Origin of the sequence: Methylopila sp. Yamaguchi (assembly GCF_002897035.1) — a bacterium.
Classification (GTDB): domain Bacteria; phylum Pseudomonadota; class Alphaproteobacteria; order Rhizobiales; family Methylopilaceae; genus Methylopila.
In genome coordinates this window covers 371,181-389,826 of sequence record NZ_BAUX01000002.1, presented here as the reverse complement: position 1 = coordinate 389,826, position 18,646 = coordinate 371,181, and the positions used below count along the sequence as shown (strand labels likewise).

Below are 18,646 nucleotides of genomic sequence, written 5' to 3'. Positions count from 1 at the left end.
ACCTGTGATGTCGAGCCCGAAGTTGTCGCTCGTCCGCCGGCTTCCCATCTTGCCCGGTCCCGAGCATCCGCCTATTGCGGCGGGGCGGCGACGAGCGGGCAGGGAGCACTCCGATGGCGGACTACGACGTCGATCTCTTCGTGATCGGAGCCGGCTCAGGCGGCGTCCGGGCCGCGCGGATCGCGGCCGGCTACGGCGCCAGGGTCGCGATCGCCGAGGAGTACCGCATCGGCGGCACCTGCGTGGTCCGCGGCTGCGTGCCGAAGAAGCTGTATGTCTACGCCAGCCGCTACGCTGACGAGTTCGTGGACGCCGCCGGCTTTGGCTGGACCGTGCCCGAGCCCACCTTCTCATGGGAGCGGCTGGTCGCGGCCAAGGAGGTCGAGATCACCCGGCTGTCGGGAATCTACGAGACGAATCTTCGCAAGGCGGGCGTCGCGATCCACAAGCAGCGCGCCGTGGTCACGGGCGACCACGCCGTGCGGCTGGCGGATGGAACGGATGTCACCGCCGGCGTCATCCTGATCGCCGCCGGCGGCGGCGCGACCCGTGGCGACTTCCCCGGCGCGGAGTTAACCATCTCGTCCAGCGAAGCCTTCGATCTCCCTGAGTTCCCTAAGCGAATTGTGGTTAACGGCGGCGGCTACATCGCAATCGAGTTCGCCGGGATTTTCGCCGGTCTCGGCGCCGACGTGACGCTTATTCACCGCGGCGACAAGGTGTTGCGCGGGTTTGATGAGGATGTGCGTGACGAAGTCGCCGAGGGCTTGAAGAAGCGCGGCGTGACGTTGCTGCTCGGCGACGAGATCGCCGAGGTCGCCGCCGTCGAGGGCGCGCGGCGCGTCACCACCAAGGCCGGAGTGACGCTCGACGTCGACCAGGTCATGCTCGCCGTTGGCCGCGCGCCTCTGACGGCGGATCTCGGTCTCGACGCCACCAGCGTGATGCGCGACCACCGCGGCGCGATCATGGTCGACGCCTCGTCGCGCACCAACGTGCCGTCGATCTACGCCGTCGGCGACGTCACCGATCGTCTCAACCTGACGCCCATCGCGATCCGGGAGGGCCACGCCTTCGCGGACACGGTGTTCGGACAGAAGCCAACCGCAGTGGACTACACCAACGTGGCGACGGCGGTGTTTGCGACCCCGGAGGTCGGAGTGGTCGGCCTGACCGAAGCGCAGGCGCGCGCGACGTTCGGAGCCGTCGACGTCTACAAGGCGCGCTTCCGCCCCATGAAGGCGACGCTGTCGGGCCGCGACGACAAGGTGCTGATGAAGATCGTGGTGGACGCGGCCACCGACCGCGTGGTCGGCGTTCACGTGGTGGGCGAGGCCGCCGCCGAGATGATCCAGCTCGCGGCGGTCGCCGTGAAGATGGGCGCGACCAAGGCCGACTTCGACGACACCGTCGCGCTGCATCCGAGCGCCGCCGAGGAGCTCGTGACGCTGCGCACCAAGTGGACGCCGTCGTGAGCGGTCCGACGTCGATTTCTGTCCCCGGTCGCATCTGATGGACGGCTCGCGTCCTCCGGCCGACGTCCCGATCGACGACCGTCGCCGCCGGCAGATCATCGTCGGCGTGCTGACGGCGATGCTGCTCGCGGCCCTCGACCAGACCATCGTCGCGCCGGCCATGACGACCATCGGCGAGACGCTCGGCCATGCCGAGTATCTGCCCTGGATCGTCTCGGCCTATCTCGTCACCGCGACGGCCGTCACGCCGCTCTACGGCAAGCTCGCCGACGTCTACGGCCGGCATCCTGTCATCATCGCCGCCGTCTCAATCTTCATGGCGGCGTCCGTCGTCTGCGCGCTCGCGCCCAATCTCCCGGTGCTGATCGTCGGCCGCGCTCTTCAGGGCTTGGGCGGCGGCGGGCTGATGGCGCTCGCCCAGACGGTGATCGGCGACATCGTGCCGCCCAAGCAGCGCGGCAACTACGCCGCCTATATCTCCGGCATGTGGGCGGTGTCCGGCGTCGCGGGGCCTATCATCGGAGGGGCCTTCGCGGAGCATCTGCACTGGTCGCTGATCTTCTGGGTCAACATTCCGCTCGGTCTCGTGGCGCTGTTCGTCATGAACGCGCCGTTGCGCGACCTGCCGTTCCGGCCGAAGTCGCACCGGCTCGACGTGGCGGGCGCGGGTCTCGTGGTGGCCGCCACCTCGCTCGCCATGCTCGCGCTCTCCATCGGGCGCACCAGCGGCGAGTGGTCGTCGCCCGCCGTGCTCGGACTGGCCGCCGCGGCCGCCGTCGGCGCCGTGCTGTTCGCCGTACGGCTGTGGACCTTCGCCGAGCCGCTGATCCCGCTCGGCGTGCTGAAGGATCCGGTGGTGGCCTTCGGCGTGGCGACCGTGTTCTTCGGCGTGCTCGGCCACCTCGGCCTCTCGACGCTGGTCCCGATCTACTTCGAGACCATCGCCGGCTTCCGCCCGGACGTGGCGGCGCTGGGCCTTGTGGGCCTCGCGATCGGCACCGTGCTCGGCGCCATCACGGCCGCCCGCGTCCTCGTGAGGGCGCGGCGCTACAAGGCCCCCGCGCTGGCCGGCCTGTCGCTCGCGATCGTCATGCTGGCGGCGCTCGCCGCCACCCTCGACCTGCGCTCGTTCTGGCTGGCGGAGGCGCTGCTCTGCGTCTACGGCTTCGGGATCGGCACCATGTTCCCGACCACGACCGTCAGCGTGCAAAACGCGGTCGGCCGCCACGACCTGGGCGCAGCGACCGCGCTGCTCGCCTTCATGCGCTCGCTCGGCTCGGCGGCGGGCGTCGCGATCCTTGGCGCGGCGGTGCTGGGCGCAGGGCTCGGCCCGGAAGGCGGCCAGTCCGCGCGGGCCGTCGCGATCGATCCCGCGAACTTCCGCATCGCGTTCCTGATCGCGATCGGCACGACCGCGGTGGCGCTGGCCTGTCTCGTCGCCATGCCCCGGCGGCCGCTGCGCGACACGCTGGACCCGGTCTCCGTCGAAAGCTGAAGGCCGGCCTGCGCGTCCCGCAGGTGGTCTAAACGCCGGGGGGGTGCTAGAAGCCCGCCGCACGAGCGGCCATATGACGCGCGGACGACCGAAGTCGGTCGCCGGCCAGGCCGTTTCCGGCACGTGGAGTGAAGACAATGTCCGAGCGTTGGACCCCCTCGACCTGGCGCGACATGCCCATCGTCCAGGCCCCGACCTATCCCGACGCCGCCGCTCTGACGGCGGTGGAGAGCCAGCTCGCGACCTTTCCTCCGCTCGTGTTCGCCGGCGAGGCGCGCAAGCTGAAGCGACAGCTCGCCAAGGTGGCGAAAGGCGAAGCCTTCCTGCTGCAGGGCGGCGACTGCGCCGAGAGCTTCGCCGAGCATTCGGCCGACAACATCCGCGACTTTTTCCGCGTGCTGCTGCAGATGGCGGTGGTGCTGACCTACGCCGCGGCCTCGCCGGTGGTGAAGGTGGGTCGGATCGCGGGCCAGTTCGCGAAGCCCCGCTCGTCGCCGACCGAGGTCGTGGACGGCGTCGAGCTGCCGATCTACCGCGGCGACATCATCAACGGGACGGACGCGACCCCGGAGGCTCGCATTCCGGACCCGCGCCGCCAGCTCGAGGCCTACCGCCAGTCGGCCGCGACGCTGAACCTGCTGCGCGCCTTCGCGAACGGCGGCTACGCCAATCTCGACTTCGTGCACCAGTGGATGCTGGGCTTCGTCAAGGAGAGTCCCCAGTCCAGCCGCTACCGCGAGGTGGCGGACCGGATCGCGGAGTCGCTCGACTTCATGCGCGCCTGCGGCATCGACCCGGAGCAGCATCCGGAGCTGCGCACCACCGATTTCTTCACGAGCCACGAGGCGCTGCTGCTCGGCTACGAGCAGGCGCTGACGCGCGTCGATTCAACCACCGGGGACTGGTACGCGACCTCCGGCCACATGATCTGGATCGGCGACCGCACGCGCCAGCTCGACCATGCGCATGTGGAGTACTTCCGCGGGATCAAGAACCCGATCGGCCTGAAGTGCGGCCCGTCGCTGAAGCCGGACGAACTGATGCGCCTTATCGAGGCGCTGGATCCGGACAACGAGCCCGGCCGCCTGACGCTGATCGCCCGCTTCGGCCACGACAAGGTCTTTGACCATCTGCCGGGACTGGTGCGCGCGACGAAGACGGAAGGCCGCAACGTGGTGTGGTCGTGCGATCCCATGCACGGCAACACCATCAAGGCCGCCTCCGGCTACAAGACCCGGCCGTTCGACCGCATCCTGGCGGAGGTCAAGGCGTTCTTCGACGTGCACCGGGCCGAGGGCTCCTACGCCGGCGGCATCCACATCGAGATGACCGGCAAGAACGTGACGGAGTGCACGGGCGGCGCCCGCGCGATCTCCGACGCGGACCTGCACTCGCGCTACCACACCCACTGCGACCCGCGGCTTAACGCCGAGCAGGCGATCGAGCTGGCCTTCCTTGTGGCGGAGCAGCTCAAGACAGAGCGTCTCGCCCGCGGCCCACGGCAGGTGGTCGCGGCGGAATGAGATCAAAGGGCCCGGCCGACGCCGGGCCCTTTTTCGTCGAGCGCAGCTCCGACGGGCGGCTTCGGAAACCGCGTCGACCTTTTCCCCAGCCCCGACGCGAAACCGTTCCGGCGCTGCTTGACAGCCCCGGCGGGGTCCCGTACCAACCGCCTCACTTGATCGGGGCGCGCCCCGATTTGGGGGTGTAGCTCAGTCGGTTAGAGCGCCGGCCTGTCACGCCGGAGGCCGCGGGTTCGAGTCCCGTCACTCCCGCCAAGTATTTCTCGAGATGCCGCGTGACAGGCGGCCGAGAGTTTCGACATCTCAAATCTTTAGTTGGGATTGGCCGCGGGCCTCGCTCCGTTCGGCCGCCGCTCGTGCGACGGCGGTCGCGCTCCATCTCGAACCGCAAGCGTCCGCTCCATGCGGCCCCGCGCATAGGTCTGCGGCCGTTGAAGCGCACGCGGGTGGCGGAGCCTCTGCTCTGCGCCGCGCGCCTGGCATATTGACCTGAATGGGCGTCGGCTTCCGGTTCCGCGCTACCGGTGCGTGTGATCTGATCGCGACGACCAGAGCGGGAAGGGATTCAGGCCATGCTGTTCGTGACGCATCACAAGTGCGCGTCCTCGCTCGCGAGCCGCTATGTCATCGCGCTCTGCAAGCTCAACGACCTGACCTTTTACGGCACGTCTCACGGCAACAAGGTTCCCTCGCCGGCGCACGACGTCAGCTTTCTTGGAAATGCGTCCTACCCTTATCTCGCCAAGCGGGTGACGACGGGCGGCGTCCACATCATCCGCAATCCGCTCAACGTCGTCCTGTCGGCGTATTACTCACATCTCCGGACCCATAAGATCTCCAATCTTCCCGAGCTTGCGAAGCAGCGGAGCGTACTGGAGCAATGCTCGGCGGACGAGGGCATCGCGCTCACCGTCGCGTTCTGCGAACGCAACGATTTTTTCAAAGCGACCCCCGGACCGCTCTGCGCCCTCAGGCAGTGGGACTACGACGACGAGCAGTTCACGACGATCCGAATGGAGGACTTCAAGGATCGGGTCGATGTCGCGCTCAGGCGCGGCCTGGGGAAGGACGCCGCGCGGTACGATTGGCCGGAGCCCGAGCCCTACACCTTCCGGGCCATGTCGGGCGGTCGAGAGCCGGGGATGGTGGATGATCATTCGGCCTACCGATCCGGCGATCCGGAGGCGTGGCGACATGAGCTTCCAAGACCCATCATCACGTACGTCCGCGCCCACTACCGGACGATCCTCGAGCGCTTCTATCCCGAAGCCTTGGCGGACTAGCGAGGACCGCCCGACGCAGAAGCCGGGGCGGCCTGCGAAGGCCGAGAGGCGTCCGCCGAGATCTTGACGCTCGATCAAGCGTGAAACGCGGCGACGACTTGAGGCGGCGCCGCGTCGGTTCTAGGCCAGCGCGACGTCCGCGCCTGGAAAGAAGCGGTCGTAGAAGCTCGAGAAATGGTCGAGCACGCGCTTCTGGTCGTCGGCGTTCATCTCGCGGGTATGGCGGAGCGGCGCGGCGACGTTGCGCTTGCCGTGGGGGCTGGCCGAAGCGGTCGCCACGATTTTCTCCGCCGCCTCGTCTGTGAAGAGCGGCAGGCCCGTCTGGCGGCAGAACCGATCCAGCGTCAGGCGCGGGCGGAACGCGGTCTCCTCGTAGTAGAAGACCGTGGCGCCGGGCCGCACCCACTTGAGCGCCCGGTCGACGGTGCGCTGGACGGCGGGCAGGGCGCTCGCAAGGTCGCCAGGCTCGATTCGCAGCCAGTGCGGCCGATGCGCGAGGCCGATGCGTTGCGTCGCCACGTCCAGCATGGAGAGGGCGAGGTCGCGCGGGTCCCGTACCCCGACGCCTAGGTAGGCGCGCCCGGAGTCGATCGCTTCGAGCACAGCGGGGTCGGGCTCGCCATGGGTCCGCAGCGCCACGAGGGCCTCCTGCGGAACGGCGGCGCTCACCGCGGCGAGCACGTCCTCGTTCCAGACGTTGATGTTGTTCACGGCCCGCCGCCGCACGCGCTCCGACCGCAGGCTGTCGTCATTGACCGGCCGTCCTTCGAGATCGACCTGTACGTGGGCGTGGCCGGCCGCCTCGAGCGCCGTGCGGATCAGAATGTACGTGTAGGTGGAGCCGCCCTTTTCGACCCCGAACGAGACGTAGAGCACGGTGTGATGGCCTTTCGCGGCAGTGGACAGCGTCTTTGCGAGAGCAGGGCGCCCGGCCGGGCGGCCTACGAGGGGGCGTGGACGGGCCGCTGAAGCCCGAGCTACCATATGTAATCGACTGCGCACTTACGAGCGCGGTCCCTTTCGACGACGGCAGGCGCATACGTGCTTTACATCAGCTACGGCGCGAAGAAATCCGGGTCGACCTTCACTTACCTCATGACGCGCGACCTGTGCCGCGCAGCCGGCTATTCAGATCCTCTCATTCCGGCGGCGGCGCGGGGTAACGAGCGCCGGTCGGACGTGAATACGGTGCGGGACTGGAGCCCCGAGATCGTCGCCAGACTGGACGGTTTCGTTCCCCGGGAGACGATCGCGACGCTGCGCACGCATGTCCCCGCCACGCCGGCGATCGCGGGCCTGATCGCGAGGGGCAGGGCCCGGCATCACGTCGGGATCCGGGACTTGCGCGACATCGCGCTTTCGCTGACCGACGTGATGGCGCGCCTTTCCGCGCGTGGCATCGACAGGGGCCGAAGCATACGGATCGGCGACATATCGAGCACCTTCGTCGAACTGACCCGCAACGCCACGGCGATGACCTCATGGGCGGAAATTCCCGGCGCGCTGATCGTCCCCTACGAGGAGATCGCCTTCAACACCCATTCATGGCTCGCGGCCATCTGCGCTCATATGCAGATCTCCGTCGATCCCGAGGGCTTTGAAGCGATCATGGCAGCGGCCCGCGGCTCGCCGAACGTCAAGATGAACGTGGCCCAGCCGAACCGTCACCGGCGTGAGATGAGCGCGGCCGATCAGGAGGCCATCCTCGCAGCCTTTCCCGACTTTTACGCGCGCTTCTTTCCCGGCGCTTCGGTGGAGGTGGAAGAGAGCGACGACGTCTCCAAGGAGGGCGCCGCCGGAGCCGCGCCCGCGGCGGCGGCGGGGCGATCGGAGAAGCGGTTGGCGAAGCGCGCGCAGCGTCGGGCGGAGAAGAGGGCCTTGCGGGGCTGAACTGTCACCTCGACCTCCGTCGCCCGACGATCGGGCCGCTTCGCTCGGCTGCCCTCGCCTTGTCGTCACCCCAATGTGCGGACGGCGATCGCGGCGGCGCCCGCGCGGTTCTCTACGCCAAGCTTCACGTAGATCTGCTCGAGGTGCTTGTTCACCGTGCGAGGGCTCATGCCCAGGATCTCAGCGATGTCCCGGTTGGCTTTCCCGCGCGCGATCCAGAGCAGCACCTCGGCCTCGCGGGCGGTGAGCCCGAGCTTTTCGCGCAGGGTCGGCCATTCGCCCGAGGGCGCCTCCTCCGTCACCCGCAGCAGGGTCTCGCCGCGCTCGGTGCGCCCGACGAACGCGAGGGTGAGCTGCGCCGGGCCGTCGCCGGACAACGGCGTCGAGGGCAGCTCCGTCCGTCCGGCCACGCGCGCGGCGAGCCAGGCCCGCACGGGCTCCGGCAGATCAAAGGAATCCTGGTCGAACCCCGAAAAGGCGCGGGCGAGCAGCCGCCCGGCCTGGGGCGTGGCCCAACGCAGGCGGCCATCCTCGCCCGCCGCCAGCAGATAGCGTCCCGTGGTGTCGAGGGCCGCCCGGGCGCTGCTGGACAGCCTCGCGTTGCCGATGTGGACGCGGATGCGCGCCATCATCTCGTCCAGGGCCACGGGCTTGGCGACATAGTCCACGCCGCCCGCCTCGAGCCCTTGGACGATGTGGCCGGTCTCGCGCAGGCCGGTCATGAAGATCACCGGGACATGCGCCATGTCCGCCCGGCGCTTCAGGCGGCGGCAGGCCTCGAAGCCGTCCATCTCCGGCATCACCGCGTCCATCAGCACGACGTCGGGCGTCACGCGGTCGACCACGCGCAGGGCCTCCGCGCCGCCGGGCGCGACCAAGACCGTCCACGAGGCTCGCTCGAGCGCTTCGGTGAGCATCCCGAGCGTCTCCGGGCTGTCGTCGACGACCAGCACGACGACGGGCGCGCCCTCAGCCATCGGCGGTCTCCTCCGGCGCGCGGGCGCCGAGCAGCGCCATGTAGCCGTTCATGTCGAACGCCCGGAGCCGCTCCCGCGCCTCGGCGACGAAGGGCGCCGCCTCGGGTTCGGCGCCCTCGAGCTCCGTGAGCTTCGCCTCGATCCCGCGGACGTAGCCCATCTCGCCGAGCCTGCGCAGGTCGCCCACATGGCGGGGAGCGGGCAGCTCGGGCTTCGTCCGGACCGAGGGCGCGGCCGGAGGCGGCGCGTCGTAGACGAAGACGAGGCCGAGCAGCGTCTCGATCTGACGGAGCAGGGCGCCGAGGTCGCAGGGCTTCGGCAGGGCGCCGTCGTGGTCCGGCGTTTCGACCGCCTTCGACGCGAAGTCCCCGATGTTCGCCGACATCATCAGGATCGGCGCCAGCTGTCCGGTTTCCCGAAGCCTGCGGGCGACGTCCCAGCCCGACATTCCAGGCATCGAGACGTCGAGCAGGAACAGGTCCGGCCGGCATTCGTCGACCAGCGTCAGGGCCGCCACGCCGTCGGGGGCCGCGATGACGTTGAAGCCGAGCGGCTCCAGCGCCTCGCGCATCAGCTCGCGGTGGTCGCCGTCGTCGTCGATCACCAGCACCAGCTTGCGCGGACCTTCGTAGCCGACAACGCGCGCGAGCGGCGCGGGGGAGGGGCGCGGCGCGGCGACCTGGGAGAGCATCAGCTTCACCCGGAAGGTGCTGCCGACGCCCTCGACGCTTTCCAGCACGAGGTCGCCGCCCATGATCTCGACCAGCAGCTTCGTGATCGTGAGCCCCAGCCCCATCCCCGGCTGCAGCTTGGCGCGCGTCGCCTCGCCCCGCTCGAACGGCTCGAAGATCCGCTGGCGGTCCGATTCGCGGATGCCGGCGCCCGTGTCGGTGACGGCGAATTCCGCGATCTGGCTACGGTAGGAGACGTGGAGCGCCACATGGCCGGCGTCGGTGAACTTCACGGCGTTCGACAGCAGGTTGATCAGGATCTGCCGGACGCGCTTTTCGTCGCAGCGCACCACCGCCGGCAAGCGCTCGGCGCCGTCGAACCGGAACTCCAGGCCCTTGGCGTTGGCTTGCAGGCGAAACATGTCGGCGAGCTGGTCGAGGAAGTCCCGCGTGCGCACCTCGTTGCGGGCGAGCTCCAGCCGGCCCGCTTCGACCTTCGAGATGTCGAGCAGGCCGTCGATCAGGCCGGAGAGGTGCTCGGCCGAGCGGCGGATCACCCGCACGCCCTTCTGGCCGCGGGGCGGCAGCGTCTCGTCGGAGTCGAGCAGCTGGGCGTAGCCCATGACGGCGTTCAGCGGGGTGCGAAGCTCGTGGCTGATGCCCACCACATAGCGGCTCTTGGCGACGTTCGCGGCCTCCGCCACCTCCTTCGCCCGCTGGAGCGCGGCGTCGGTGCGCTTGTGCGCCTCGATCTCCTTCATCAGGAGCGCGGTCTGGCGCCCGGACTCGTCCTGCGCGATCTCCCGGCTCTCGTGCGCCAGCACGAACAGCCAGGCCGCGATGCCGGCGATCATCATCAGGATCAGGAAGACGGCCGAGAGCGCGCCGGCGATCACCGTGGTCTGCTCGGGCGCCTCGGCCGCCGCCTGCACGTAGACGACGAGCAGCACCAGCGTGAGCGCCCCGCCGAGCAGCGTCATCACCCCGACGTAGTGCCCGGCGCGTGAGTTGAGGCCCCCGACCGCCCAGGCGGGGAGGACCGCGGTCAAGGCGCCCACCACCTGGCTGGAGAGGCGGGCGTGGGGCTTGCAGCCGTCGCGGCAGCGGGCGTCGAGCGAACAGCAGAGCGAGCAGATCGGGCCGGAGTAGACCGGGCAGTGCGCCATGTCCTCGGACTCGAAGCCGTGCTCGCAGATCGAGCAGCGCAGCGTCGGCTTGAGGCGCCAGCGCGCCCGCGGCTTGCGGGCGAGATAGAACTTGCCCCGGGTGGCGATCGCGATCGCGGGGGCCGCCAGGAAGGCGACGCCGAGCGCGACAAAGGGCGCGAGCGCCTTGGCGGTGGGCCCGCAGACGCCGGAGTAGGCGAGGAAGGCGGCGAGGGTCGCGAGCGCCATGGCGCCGACGCCGACCGGGTTCACGTCATAGAGGTGAGCGCGCTTGAACTCGATTCGCGGCGGCGACAGGCCGAGCGGCTTGTTCACGGCGAGATCGGCGACCAGGGCGCCGACCCAGGCGACGGCGACGATCGAGTAGAGCCCGAGCGTGTGCTCGAGCGTCTTGTAGATGCCCGCCTCCATGAGGATGAGGGCGATGGCGACGTTGAACACCAGCCAGACGATCCGTCCGGGATGGGCGTGCGTCAGCCGCGAGAAGAAGTTCGACCAGGCGATAGAGCCGGCGTAGGCGTTGGTCACGTTGATCTTGAGCTGCGACAGCACGACGAAGACGCCGGTGAGCGCCAGCGCGAGCTGCGGCGACGAGGTCACGTAGCCGAACGCGACGTCGTACATCTGCGTTGGTTCGCTCGCCCGCTCGACCGGCACGCCATGGTTGAGCGCGAGCACGGCGAGGAACGAGCCCAGCAGCAGCTTGAGGGCGCCGGGCAGGATCCAGCCGGCGCCGGAGGCGAGCAGGGACGACCACCAGGCCAGCCGATTCTCGGGCGTCTTCGCAGGCATGAACCGCAGAATGTCAACCTGCTCGCCGATCTGGGCGATCAGCGCGAACACCACGGAGCTCGCGGCGCCGAAGGCGATCAGGTTCAGCGCCCCGCCGTTCGGGCTCGTCCCCCGAAACGCGGTCCAGTCGGCGAAGGCCGAGGTGTCCTGGAAGGCGATGAACACGATCGGCGTCAGGTGAAGCACGAGCCAGATCGGCTGGGTCCAGAGCTGGAAGCGGCTGATCCAGTTGATGCCGTGGGTGACGATCGGCAGCACCACGAGGGCGCTGATCACATAGCCCAGCGCAAGCGGCACCCCGAGGCAAAGCTCAAGCGCGAGAGCCATGATCACGGCCTCGATCGCGAACAGCAGGAAGGTGAAGGAGGCGTAGATCAACGACGTCACGGTCGAGCCGACGTAGCCGAAGCCGGCGCCGCGGGTGAGGAGGTCGATGTCGACGCCGTCGCGGGCGGCGTAATAGGCGATGGGCAGCCCGGTCAGGAGCAGCAGCAGGCTGACGACCAGCGTCGCGGCGACGGCGTTGTCGAAGCCGTAGCTCAGCGTGATGGCGCCGCCGATCGCCTCGAGCGCGAGGAACGACACCGCGCCGAGCGCGGTGTTGCCGACCCGGACCGCCGACCAGCGACGCGCGCTCTTCGCCGTGAAGCGTAGCGCGTAGTCCTCGAGCGTCTCGTCGGCGACCCACTGATTGTACTGGCGCCGCGCAGGCACGATGCGCTGCCGCCCGGTCATGCCGTCCGCCTGGGGCCGATGGCCATCTCGCTTGTGCATCCCCTCGTCGCCGGACCCGGGCCGACGTCCGAACGTGGCATGCAAGAATTTGGCCGTCCTGATCAAGCCCCAATCGTCGGGGGCGGCGGACAAGCCTCGCGCAGCCTAGGGCGGGCCGCCGCGGGACCGACATACGTCAACCGACGTATATGCTGCGCTGCGAAACAAACCGCAGTCTCTCAGGCATTCGGGGGCTCGCCGACGAGCCGGGTGACTGACGGAGACGCTGATGTCGCGGGACGACAAGACGGGATTTCATTCGCCGCTCCGCCGCAAGCTCTTGATGGGCATGGCGGCGGCGCCTTTCGCCGGGATGATGCCGAAGACGGCGTTCGCGCAGACCCCGGCGACGGCGACGGTCAACACCACCGGCCTCGCGGTGACGGACACCGAAGTCACGGTCGGCATCCTGCACTCCGCCACGGGCACGATGGCGATCTCGGAGACCGGCTCGATCCAGGCCGAGAAGCTCGCGATCGCCCAGATCAACGAGATGGGCGGCGTGCTCGGCCGCAAGATCAAGTTCATCCAGGAAGACGGCGCGTCCGACTGGCCGACCTTCGCCGAGAAGGCGAAGAAGCTGCTCGTGCAGGACAAGGTCGCGGCCATCATGGGCTGCTGGACCTCGGCCTCCCGCAAGGCCGTGCTGCCGGTGATCGAGCAGTACAACGGCATGCTGTACTACCCGACCTTCTACGAAGGCCTCGAGCAGTCGAAGAACGTCATCTACACCGGCCAGGAAGCCACCCAGCAGATCCTCGAGTCGATCAACTGGGTCGTGAAGGAGAAGGGCGCCAAGACCTTCTACTTCATCGGCTCGGACTACATCTGGCCGCGCACGTCGAACAAGATCGCGCGCAAGCACATCGAGAACTTCCTGAAGGGGACGAAGGTCGTCGGCGAGGAGTACTTCCCGCTCGGCCACACCCAGTTCAACTCGGTCATCAACAAGCTCAAGCTGACCAAGCCGGACGTGATCTTCACCGACGTGGTCGGCGGGTCGAACGTGGCGTTCTACAAGCAGCTGAAGGCCGCCGGCATCAACCTTGAGAAGCAGACCCTGATCACGATCTCGGTCACCGAGGACGAGATCGACGGCATCGGCGGCGAGAACATCGCCGGTGCCTACTCCTGCATGAAGTACTTCCAGTCGCTCGACAACCCGAACAACAAGGAGTTCGTCGCCGCGTTCAAGAAGATGTGGGGCGAGAAGACGGTCATCGGCGACGTCACCCAGGCGGCCTATCTGGGCCCCTGGCTCTGGAAACTCACCGTCGAGAAGGCCGGCTCGTTCGACGTGGACAAGATCGCGGCGGCCTCCGCCGACATCGAGTTCACCAAGGCGCCGGAAGGCTACGTCAAGATCCATCCGAACCACCACCTCTGGTCCAAGACCCGCATCGGCCTCGCCCAGAAGGACGGTCAGTTCAAGGTGGTCTACGAGAGCCCCCAGCTCATCGAGCCGAACCCCTTCCCGAAGGGCTACCAGTGATCGGCTGACGCCGACCGACGAGCGTCATCTCGGCTAAAGCGCAGCGCAGAGCCGGGATCGTTCTCCGACCATGTCGCCCCTCGGAGAGGGGCTCTGGGGACGACGATCCCGGCTCGGCCTTCGGCCGTCCGGGATGACGCCTTTCTTTCTATCGGCACCTGGAGGCCTAGGCATGTTCGGCGATTACTCCCTCGGGGATCTCGGCGCGATCTTTGCGATGCAGGGCTTCGCCGGCCTGATCCTGTTCTCCGTCTACCTGCTGATGGCGCTCGGCCTCGCAATCATCTTCGGCCAGATGGGCGTGATCAATATGGCCCATGGCGAGTTCATGATCCTCGGGGCCTACGTCACCTGGCTCACCTCGGTGTTCTTCTCAGAGCATCTGCCCTCGCTGTTTGGGATCTACTTCTTCGTCGCGATGGCGCTCGCGTTTTGCGCGTCCGGGGCCTTGGGCATGCTCATCGAGTGGACCCTGATACGGCGGCTCTACAAGCGTCCGCTCGACACGCTGCTCGCGACCTGGGGCCTCAGCCTTATTCTCCAGCAGACCTATCGGTCGGTGTTCGGCCCGCGCGAGGTCGGCGTCACGCTGCCCGACTGGATGATGGGATCGCTGCCGGTCACGGACGTGATCGAGGTGCAGATCAACGGCCTGTTCGTGATGGGCCTCACCGTGCTCATCACCACGGCGGTCTTCATCATGATCTTCCGTTCGCGCTTCGGTCAGCAGGTTAGGGCGGTCGTGCAGAACCGCCAGATGGCGGGCGCGGTCGGCATCGACACCGAGAAGGTGGACCGCCTCACCTTCGGCCTCGGCTGCGGCATCGCCGGCGTCGCGGGCTCCGCCTTCACGATGATCGGCTCGACGGGCCCGACGGCCGGCCAGCTCTACATCGTGGACACCTTCCTGATCGTGGTCTTCGGCGGCGCGGCGAGCCTTTTCGGCACCATCGCCTCCGCCTTTTCGATCTCGCAGGCCCAGTCGACGTTGGAGTTCTTCCTGTCCGGCTCGATGGCCAAGGTCATCACGCTGCTGACCGTCGTCGGGATCCTGATGCTGCGGCCTCAGGGCCTCTTCACCCTTAAAGTCCGGCGCTGAGGAGCGAAGCCCCAATGAAGACCGCGCCCTCCTTCATGGACCGCAAGGACCTGCTGGCCCTCGCCGTTCTCGCCGCCATCCTGCTCATCGCGTTTCCCGTCCTGCTCGACGGCTTTCGGCTGAACCTCGTCGGCAAGTACCTGACCTACGCCTTCGTCGCGGTCGGCCTCGTGCTCTGCTGGGGCTACGGCGGCATCCTCTCGCTCGGCCAGGGCGTGTTCTTCGCCCTCGGCGGCTACGGCATGGCGATGTACCTCAAGCTCGAGGCCTCGTCGGTCGAGAACACCAAGATCCAGTCCACGCCCGGCATTCCCGACTTCATGGACTGGAACCAGCTCACCGAGCTTCCGTGGTTCTGGCAGCCGTTCCACTCGCTGCCCCTGACGATCCTGCTGATCCTTCTGGTTCCGGCGTTCTTCGCCTTCGTGATCGGCTCGGCGATGTTCAAGCGCCGCGTGTCGGGCGTGTACTTCGCGATCATCACCCAGGCGATCGCGGCGATTGCGACCATCCTGATCATCGGCCAGCAGGGCTACACCGGCGGCGTCAACGGCATCACCGACCTGCGCACGCTGCACGGCTGGGACATCCGCACCGACAGCGCGAAGTTCATCCTTTACTTCGTGAACGTGGCGCTGCTGCTCGCGGTGGTGTGCTTCGCGATGTTCGTGCGCGACTCGAAGCTCGGCCGCATTCTGGTGGCGATGCGGGAGAAGGAGGACCGCGTGCGGTTCTCCGGCTACTCGGTCGCGAACTTCCAGATCTTCGTCTTCTGCCTCGCCGGCGTGTTCTCCGCGATCGGCGGCGCGATGTTCACCCTGCAGGTCGGCTTCATGTCGCCCTCGCTGGTCGGCATCGTGCCCTCGATTGAGATGGTGATCTTCACCGCCGTCGGCGGCCGGCTCTCGATCTTCGGCGCGATCTACGGCGCGCTCGCGGTCAACTTCGCCAAGACCAGCCTGTCGGAAAGTTTCCCCGAGCTCTGGCTGCTCGGCCTCGGCGGCCTGTTCATCGCGGTGGTGCTGGTGTTCCCCAACGGACTTGCGGGCATCTGGCGCGACTACGTCCAGCCCTCGATCGATCGCGCCTTCAAGCTGCGGTCGAAGGACCCCGCCGACCCTGGCCACGACGTCGCCAAGCAGGCGTCGACCCTTCCCGCCGAGTGAGGACCGTCCCGTGACCACCATCGGAACCCCCGCCAAGGACTACCTGCTCGCGGTCGAGGCCCTCACCGTCTCCTTCGACGGCTTCAAGGCGGTGAACGACCTGTCGTTCTACGTGGACGAGAACGAGATCCGCGTGATCATCGGCCCGAACGGGGCCGGCAAGACCACGGTGCTCGACCTGATCTGCGGGAAGACCAAGGCGACCAACGGCTCGATCCGCTTCCGCGGCGCCGAGCTCACCAAGATGAGCGAGAGCCAGATCGTGCTCTCGGGCGTCGGCCGCAAGTTCCAGACGCCGTCGATCTACGACGACCTGACCATCTTCGAGAACCTCGAGATCTCCTACCCGAAGGGCCGCTCGGTCTGGGGGGCGCTGACCTTCAAGCGCGACCAGGCGGTGAAGGACCGGGTGGAGGAAGTCGCCGAGATCATCTTCCTCAAGGACAAGCTGCACGAACGCGCGGCGTTCCTGAGCCACGGGCAGAAGCAGTGGCTCGAGATCGGCATGCTCCTGATCCAGGACCCTGAGCTCCTGATGCTGGACGAGCCGGTCGCCGGCATGAGCGTGAGCGAGCGCGTGAAGACCGCCGAACTGCTCAACACCATCATCAAGAACCGCTCGGTGCTCGTCATCGAGCACGACATGAAGTTCGTCGAAGACATCGCGCACAAGGTGACGGTGCTCCACCAGGGCAAGATCCTTTCTGAAGGGTCGATGCAGAAGGTGAAGACCGACCCCAAGGTCGTCGAAGTCTATCTCGGCCATTGAGGAGCGAAGCGATGCTGGACGTCGATTCCCTGCGCGTCGCCTACGGCCAGAGCGAAGTGCTCCACGGCATGAACTTCTCGGTCGCGCCGAACGAGATCGTCGCGATCATGGGCCGCAACGGCATGGGCAAGACCACGCTGATGAAGGCCATGATGGGCATCCTCCCGACCACGGCGGGCTCCATCAGGCTGGGCGGCGAGGACATCAACGGCCTCAAGAGCCACCAGCGGGTGAAGAAGGGCGTCGCCTACGTGCCGCAGGGCCGCATGGTGTTCTCCACGATGACGGTGAAGGAGAACATCGAGACCGGGCTGACGGCCTCGGGCGACCGCAAGGTGCCGGACGACATCTACGAGCTGTTCCCGGTGCTGCTGGAGATGAAGGGGCGCCGCGCCGGCAACCTCTCCGGCGGCCAGCAGCAGCAGCTCGCCATCGCCCGCGCGCTCGCCACAAAGCCGAAGGTCCTGCTGCTCGACGAGCCGACCGAGGGCATCCAGCCGTCGATCATCCGCGAGATGGCCCGCACGCTCCGGCGCATCCGCGACGACCGCGGCCTGTCGATCGTGGTCTCCGAACAGGTGCTGAGCTTCGCCCTCGACGTCGCGGACCGGGTGCTGGTCGTCGAGAACGGCGAGATCGTCCACGACGCCCAGCGCGCGGACGTCGATGAGGCTCAGGTGTCCAAGTACCTGTCGGTGTGAGCCGCGCCAGACCACGCGTCGCCCACGTCACGCACAAACTGAAAAGGGGAGCTGCCATATGACCGAAACGCTGATCAAGGTCGACCTGACCCAGTCGGCCTACGACAACGACATGGTGCACAACCGCTGGCACCCGGACATCCCGATCGTGGCCTGGGTGAAGCCCGGCGACGACTTCATCATCGAGACCTACGACTGGACCGGCGGCTTCGTCAAAAACAACGACGACGCGTCCGACGTCCGCGACATCGACCTCTCGATCGTCCACTTCCTGTCGGGCCCGATCGGCGTCGAAGGCGCGGAGCCGGGCGACCTTCTGGTGGTCGACCTGCTCGACATCGGCGCGAAGGCCGAGAGCCAGTGGGGCTTCAACGGCTTCTTCTCTAAGAACAACGGCGGCGGCTTCCTGACCGACCACTACCCCTCGGCGCAGAAGTCGATCTGGGACTTCGAGGGCATGTTCACCAAGTCGCGCCACGTCCCCGGCGTGCGCTTCCCCGGCCTGATCCATCCGGGCCTGATCGGCTGCCTGCCGGACCCGAAGCTGCTGAAGACCTGGAACGACCGCGAGATCCCCTTCGTCGAGAAGCACAAGGACCGCGTGCCGGCCGTCGGCACCGTGCCGTTCGCGCCGACCGCGCACATGGGCCGGCTGACCGGCGAGGCCAAGGACGCCGCCGCGGCGGAAGCCGTGCGCACCGTTCCCCCGCGCGAGCACGGCGGCAACTGCGACATCAAGGATCTGTCGCGCGGCTCCAAAATCTACTTCCCCGTCTACGTGCCGGGCGGCGGCCTCTCGATGGGCGACCTGCACTTCAGCCAAGGCGACGGCGAGATCACCTTCTGCGGCGCGATCGAGATGGCCGGCTGGCTGCATCTCAAGGTCGACGTCATCAAGGACGGCATGTCGAAGTACGGGATCAAGAACCCGATCTTCAAGCCGTCGGTGATCACCCCGAAGTACGACGACTACCTGATCTTTGAGGGCATCTCGGTCGACGAGCACGGCGAGCAGCACTACCTCGACGTCGGCGTCGCCTACCGACAGGCCTGCCTCAACGCCATCGAGTATCTGAAGAAGTTCGGCTACTCCGGCGCCCAGGCCTACTCGATCCTCGGCACCGCCCCGGTTCAGGGCCACATCTCGGGCGTCGTCGACATCCCGAACGCCTGCGCCACGCTGTGGCTCCCGACGAAGATCTTCGAGTTCGACATCAACCCGACCGCGGCCGGCCCGGTGAAGTTCATCGACGGCTCGATCCAGATGCCGATCGCGCCGGACCTCTGAACGGCGGAAGAGAGCCACGCGCATCCCGGCCGAAGCGTCAGCTGCGAGCCGGGATCGTCATACGGAAAGACGGTCTCTTTCTGAC

Annotated in this window: 14 protein-coding genes and 1 tRNA gene; 12 read left to right on the top strand and 3 right to left on the bottom strand. The window is 67.7% G+C overall.

The window, feature by feature from the left end; all coding sequences use genetic code 11:
• Nucleotides 1–113 precede the first annotated feature (113 nt).
• The 5 genes from gor (at nucleotide 114) to METY_RS04015 (ending at nucleotide 5,776) form a co-directional block, all read left to right on the top strand.
• A complete protein-coding gene (gene gor / locus METY_RS04035; protein ID WP_103120080.1) occupies nucleotides 114–1,475 on the top strand; it encodes a glutathione-disulfide reductase in 1,362 nt (453 codons plus the stop codon).
• A 37-nt stretch (nucleotides 1,476–1,512) separates the two neighbouring features.
• The gene (locus tag METY_RS04030) at nucleotides 1,513–2,970 is read left to right on the top strand and encodes an MFS transporter (protein WP_103120079.1); all 1,458 of its coding nucleotides are present in this window, start codon (nucleotides 1,513–1,515) and stop codon (nucleotides 2,968–2,970) included.
• A gap of 137 nt (nucleotides 2,971–3,107) precedes the next feature.
• Entirely contained in the window at nucleotides 3,108–4,493 is a 1,386-nt protein-coding gene (locus METY_RS04025; protein ID WP_103120078.1) for a class II 3-deoxy-7-phosphoheptulonate synthase, read from the top strand.
• 178 nt (nucleotides 4,494–4,671) lie between these two features.
• Nucleotides 4,672–4,748, top strand: a tRNA-Asp gene (locus tag METY_RS04020).
• A gap of 317 nt (nucleotides 4,749–5,065) precedes the next feature.
• The gene (locus METY_RS04015; protein ID WP_103120077.1) at nucleotides 5,066–5,776 is read left to right on the top strand and encodes a hypothetical protein; all 711 of its coding nucleotides are present in this window, start codon (nucleotides 5,066–5,068) and stop codon (nucleotides 5,774–5,776) included.
• A 120-nt stretch (nucleotides 5,777–5,896) separates the two neighbouring features.
• Here the strand turns inward: METY_RS04015 and METY_RS04010 are convergent, their stop codons facing one another.
• On the bottom strand, nucleotides 5,897–6,652 hold the full coding sequence (locus tag METY_RS04010) for a hypothetical protein (RefSeq protein ID WP_103120076.1): 756 nt from the start codon (nucleotides 6,650–6,652) through the stop codon (nucleotides 5,897–5,899).
• A 165-nt stretch (nucleotides 6,653–6,817) separates the two neighbouring features.
• Between METY_RS04010 and METY_RS04005 the strand changes: the two genes are divergently transcribed.
• A complete protein-coding gene (locus METY_RS04005) occupies nucleotides 6,818–7,666 on the top strand; it encodes a hypothetical protein (RefSeq protein ID WP_103120075.1) in 849 nt (282 codons plus the stop codon).
• 65 nt (nucleotides 7,667–7,731) lie between these two features.
• Here METY_RS04005 and METY_RS04000 read toward each other — a convergent pair whose 3' ends face one another.
• Both METY_RS04000 and METY_RS03995 read right to left on the bottom strand, forming a co-directional pair.
• Nucleotides 7,732–8,643 (bottom strand): response regulator transcription factor, encoded by a 912-nt coding sequence (locus tag METY_RS04000; protein ID WP_103120074.1) that lies wholly within the window; start codon nucleotides 8,641–8,643, stop codon nucleotides 7,732–7,734.
• Nucleotides 8,636–12,007 carry an ATP-binding protein gene (locus METY_RS03995; RefSeq protein ID WP_103120146.1) on the bottom strand — a complete coding sequence of 1,124 codons (3,372 nt, stop codon included), beginning with the start codon at nucleotides 12,005–12,007 and terminating at the stop codon, nucleotides 8,636–8,638. The genes METY_RS04000 and METY_RS03995 overlap by 8 nt, the downstream gene beginning before the upstream one ends.
• Before the next feature lie 268 nt (nucleotides 12,008–12,275).
• Between METY_RS03995 and urtA the strand changes: the two genes are divergently transcribed.
• The 6 genes from urtA (at nucleotide 12,276) to fmdA (ending at nucleotide 18,561) form a co-directional block, all read left to right on the top strand.
• The gene (gene urtA / locus METY_RS03990; RefSeq protein ID WP_103120073.1) at nucleotides 12,276–13,538 is read left to right on the top strand and encodes an urea ABC transporter substrate-binding protein; all 1,263 of its coding nucleotides are present in this window, start codon (nucleotides 12,276–12,278) and stop codon (nucleotides 13,536–13,538) included.
• 172 nt (nucleotides 13,539–13,710) lie between these two features.
• The gene (gene urtB / locus METY_RS03985) at nucleotides 13,711–14,637 is read left to right on the top strand and encodes an urea ABC transporter permease subunit UrtB (RefSeq protein ID WP_103120072.1); all 927 of its coding nucleotides are present in this window, start codon (nucleotides 13,711–13,713) and stop codon (nucleotides 14,635–14,637) included.
• A 14-nt stretch (nucleotides 14,638–14,651) separates the two neighbouring features.
• Nucleotides 14,652–15,803 carry an urea ABC transporter permease subunit UrtC gene (gene urtC / locus METY_RS03980; RefSeq protein ID WP_103120071.1) on the top strand — a complete coding sequence of 384 codons (1,152 nt, stop codon included), beginning with the start codon at nucleotides 14,652–14,654 and terminating at the stop codon, nucleotides 15,801–15,803.
• Nucleotides 15,804–15,813: 10 nt separating this feature from the next.
• Nucleotides 15,814–16,572: an urea ABC transporter ATP-binding protein UrtD gene (gene urtD / locus METY_RS03975; RefSeq protein ID WP_200819587.1), complete on the top strand. Its 759-nt coding sequence runs from the start codon at nucleotides 15,814–15,816 to the stop codon at nucleotides 16,570–16,572.
• 11 nt (nucleotides 16,573–16,583) lie between these two features.
• Entirely contained in the window at nucleotides 16,584–17,273 is a 690-nt protein-coding gene (gene urtE, locus METY_RS03970) for an urea ABC transporter ATP-binding subunit UrtE (RefSeq protein ID WP_103120070.1), read from the top strand.
• Between the two features lie 58 nt (nucleotides 17,274–17,331).
• Nucleotides 17,332–18,561 (top strand): formamidase, encoded by a 1,230-nt coding sequence (gene fmdA, locus METY_RS03965; RefSeq protein ID WP_103120069.1) that lies wholly within the window; start codon nucleotides 17,332–17,334, stop codon nucleotides 18,559–18,561.
• The last annotated feature ends 85 nt before the right edge of the window (nucleotides 18,562–18,646 follow it).

Bases quoted from the DNA above. Each gene is read 5' to 3' on its own strand.
- METY_RS04030 (WP_103120079.1), top strand. From the start codon at position 1,513: ATGGACGGCTCGCGTCCTCCGGCCGACGTCCCGATCGACGACCGTCGC.
- urtA (WP_103120073.1), top strand. From the start codon at position 12,276: ATGTCGCGGGACGACAAGACGGGATTTCATTCGCCGCTCCGCCGCAAG.
- urtE (WP_103120070.1), top strand. From the start codon at position 16,584: ATGCTGGACGTCGATTCCCTGCGCGTCGCCTACGGCCAGAGCGAAGTG.
- urtB (WP_103120072.1), top strand. From the start codon at position 13,711: ATGTTCGGCGATTACTCCCTCGGGGATCTCGGCGCGATCTTTGCGATG.
- METY_RS03995 (WP_103120146.1), bottom strand. From the start codon at position 12,007: ATGACCGGGCGGCAGCGCATCGTGCCTGCGCGGCGCCAGTACAATCAG.
- METY_RS04025 (WP_103120078.1), top strand. From the start codon at position 3,108: ATGTCCGAGCGTTGGACCCCCTCGACCTGGCGCGACATGCCCATCGTC.
- fmdA (WP_103120069.1), top strand. From the start codon at position 17,332: ATGACCGAAACGCTGATCAAGGTCGACCTGACCCAGTCGGCCTACGAC.
- METY_RS04000 (WP_103120074.1), bottom strand. From the start codon at position 8,643: ATGGCTGAGGGCGCGCCCGTCGTCGTGCTGGTCGTCGACGACAGCCCG.
- gor (WP_103120080.1), top strand. From the start codon at position 114: ATGGCGGACTACGACGTCGATCTCTTCGTGATCGGAGCCGGCTCAGGC.
- METY_RS04015 (WP_103120077.1), top strand. From the start codon at position 5,066: ATGCTGTTCGTGACGCATCACAAGTGCGCGTCCTCGCTCGCGAGCCGC.
- urtC (WP_103120071.1), top strand. From the start codon at position 14,652: ATGAAGACCGCGCCCTCCTTCATGGACCGCAAGGACCTGCTGGCCCTC.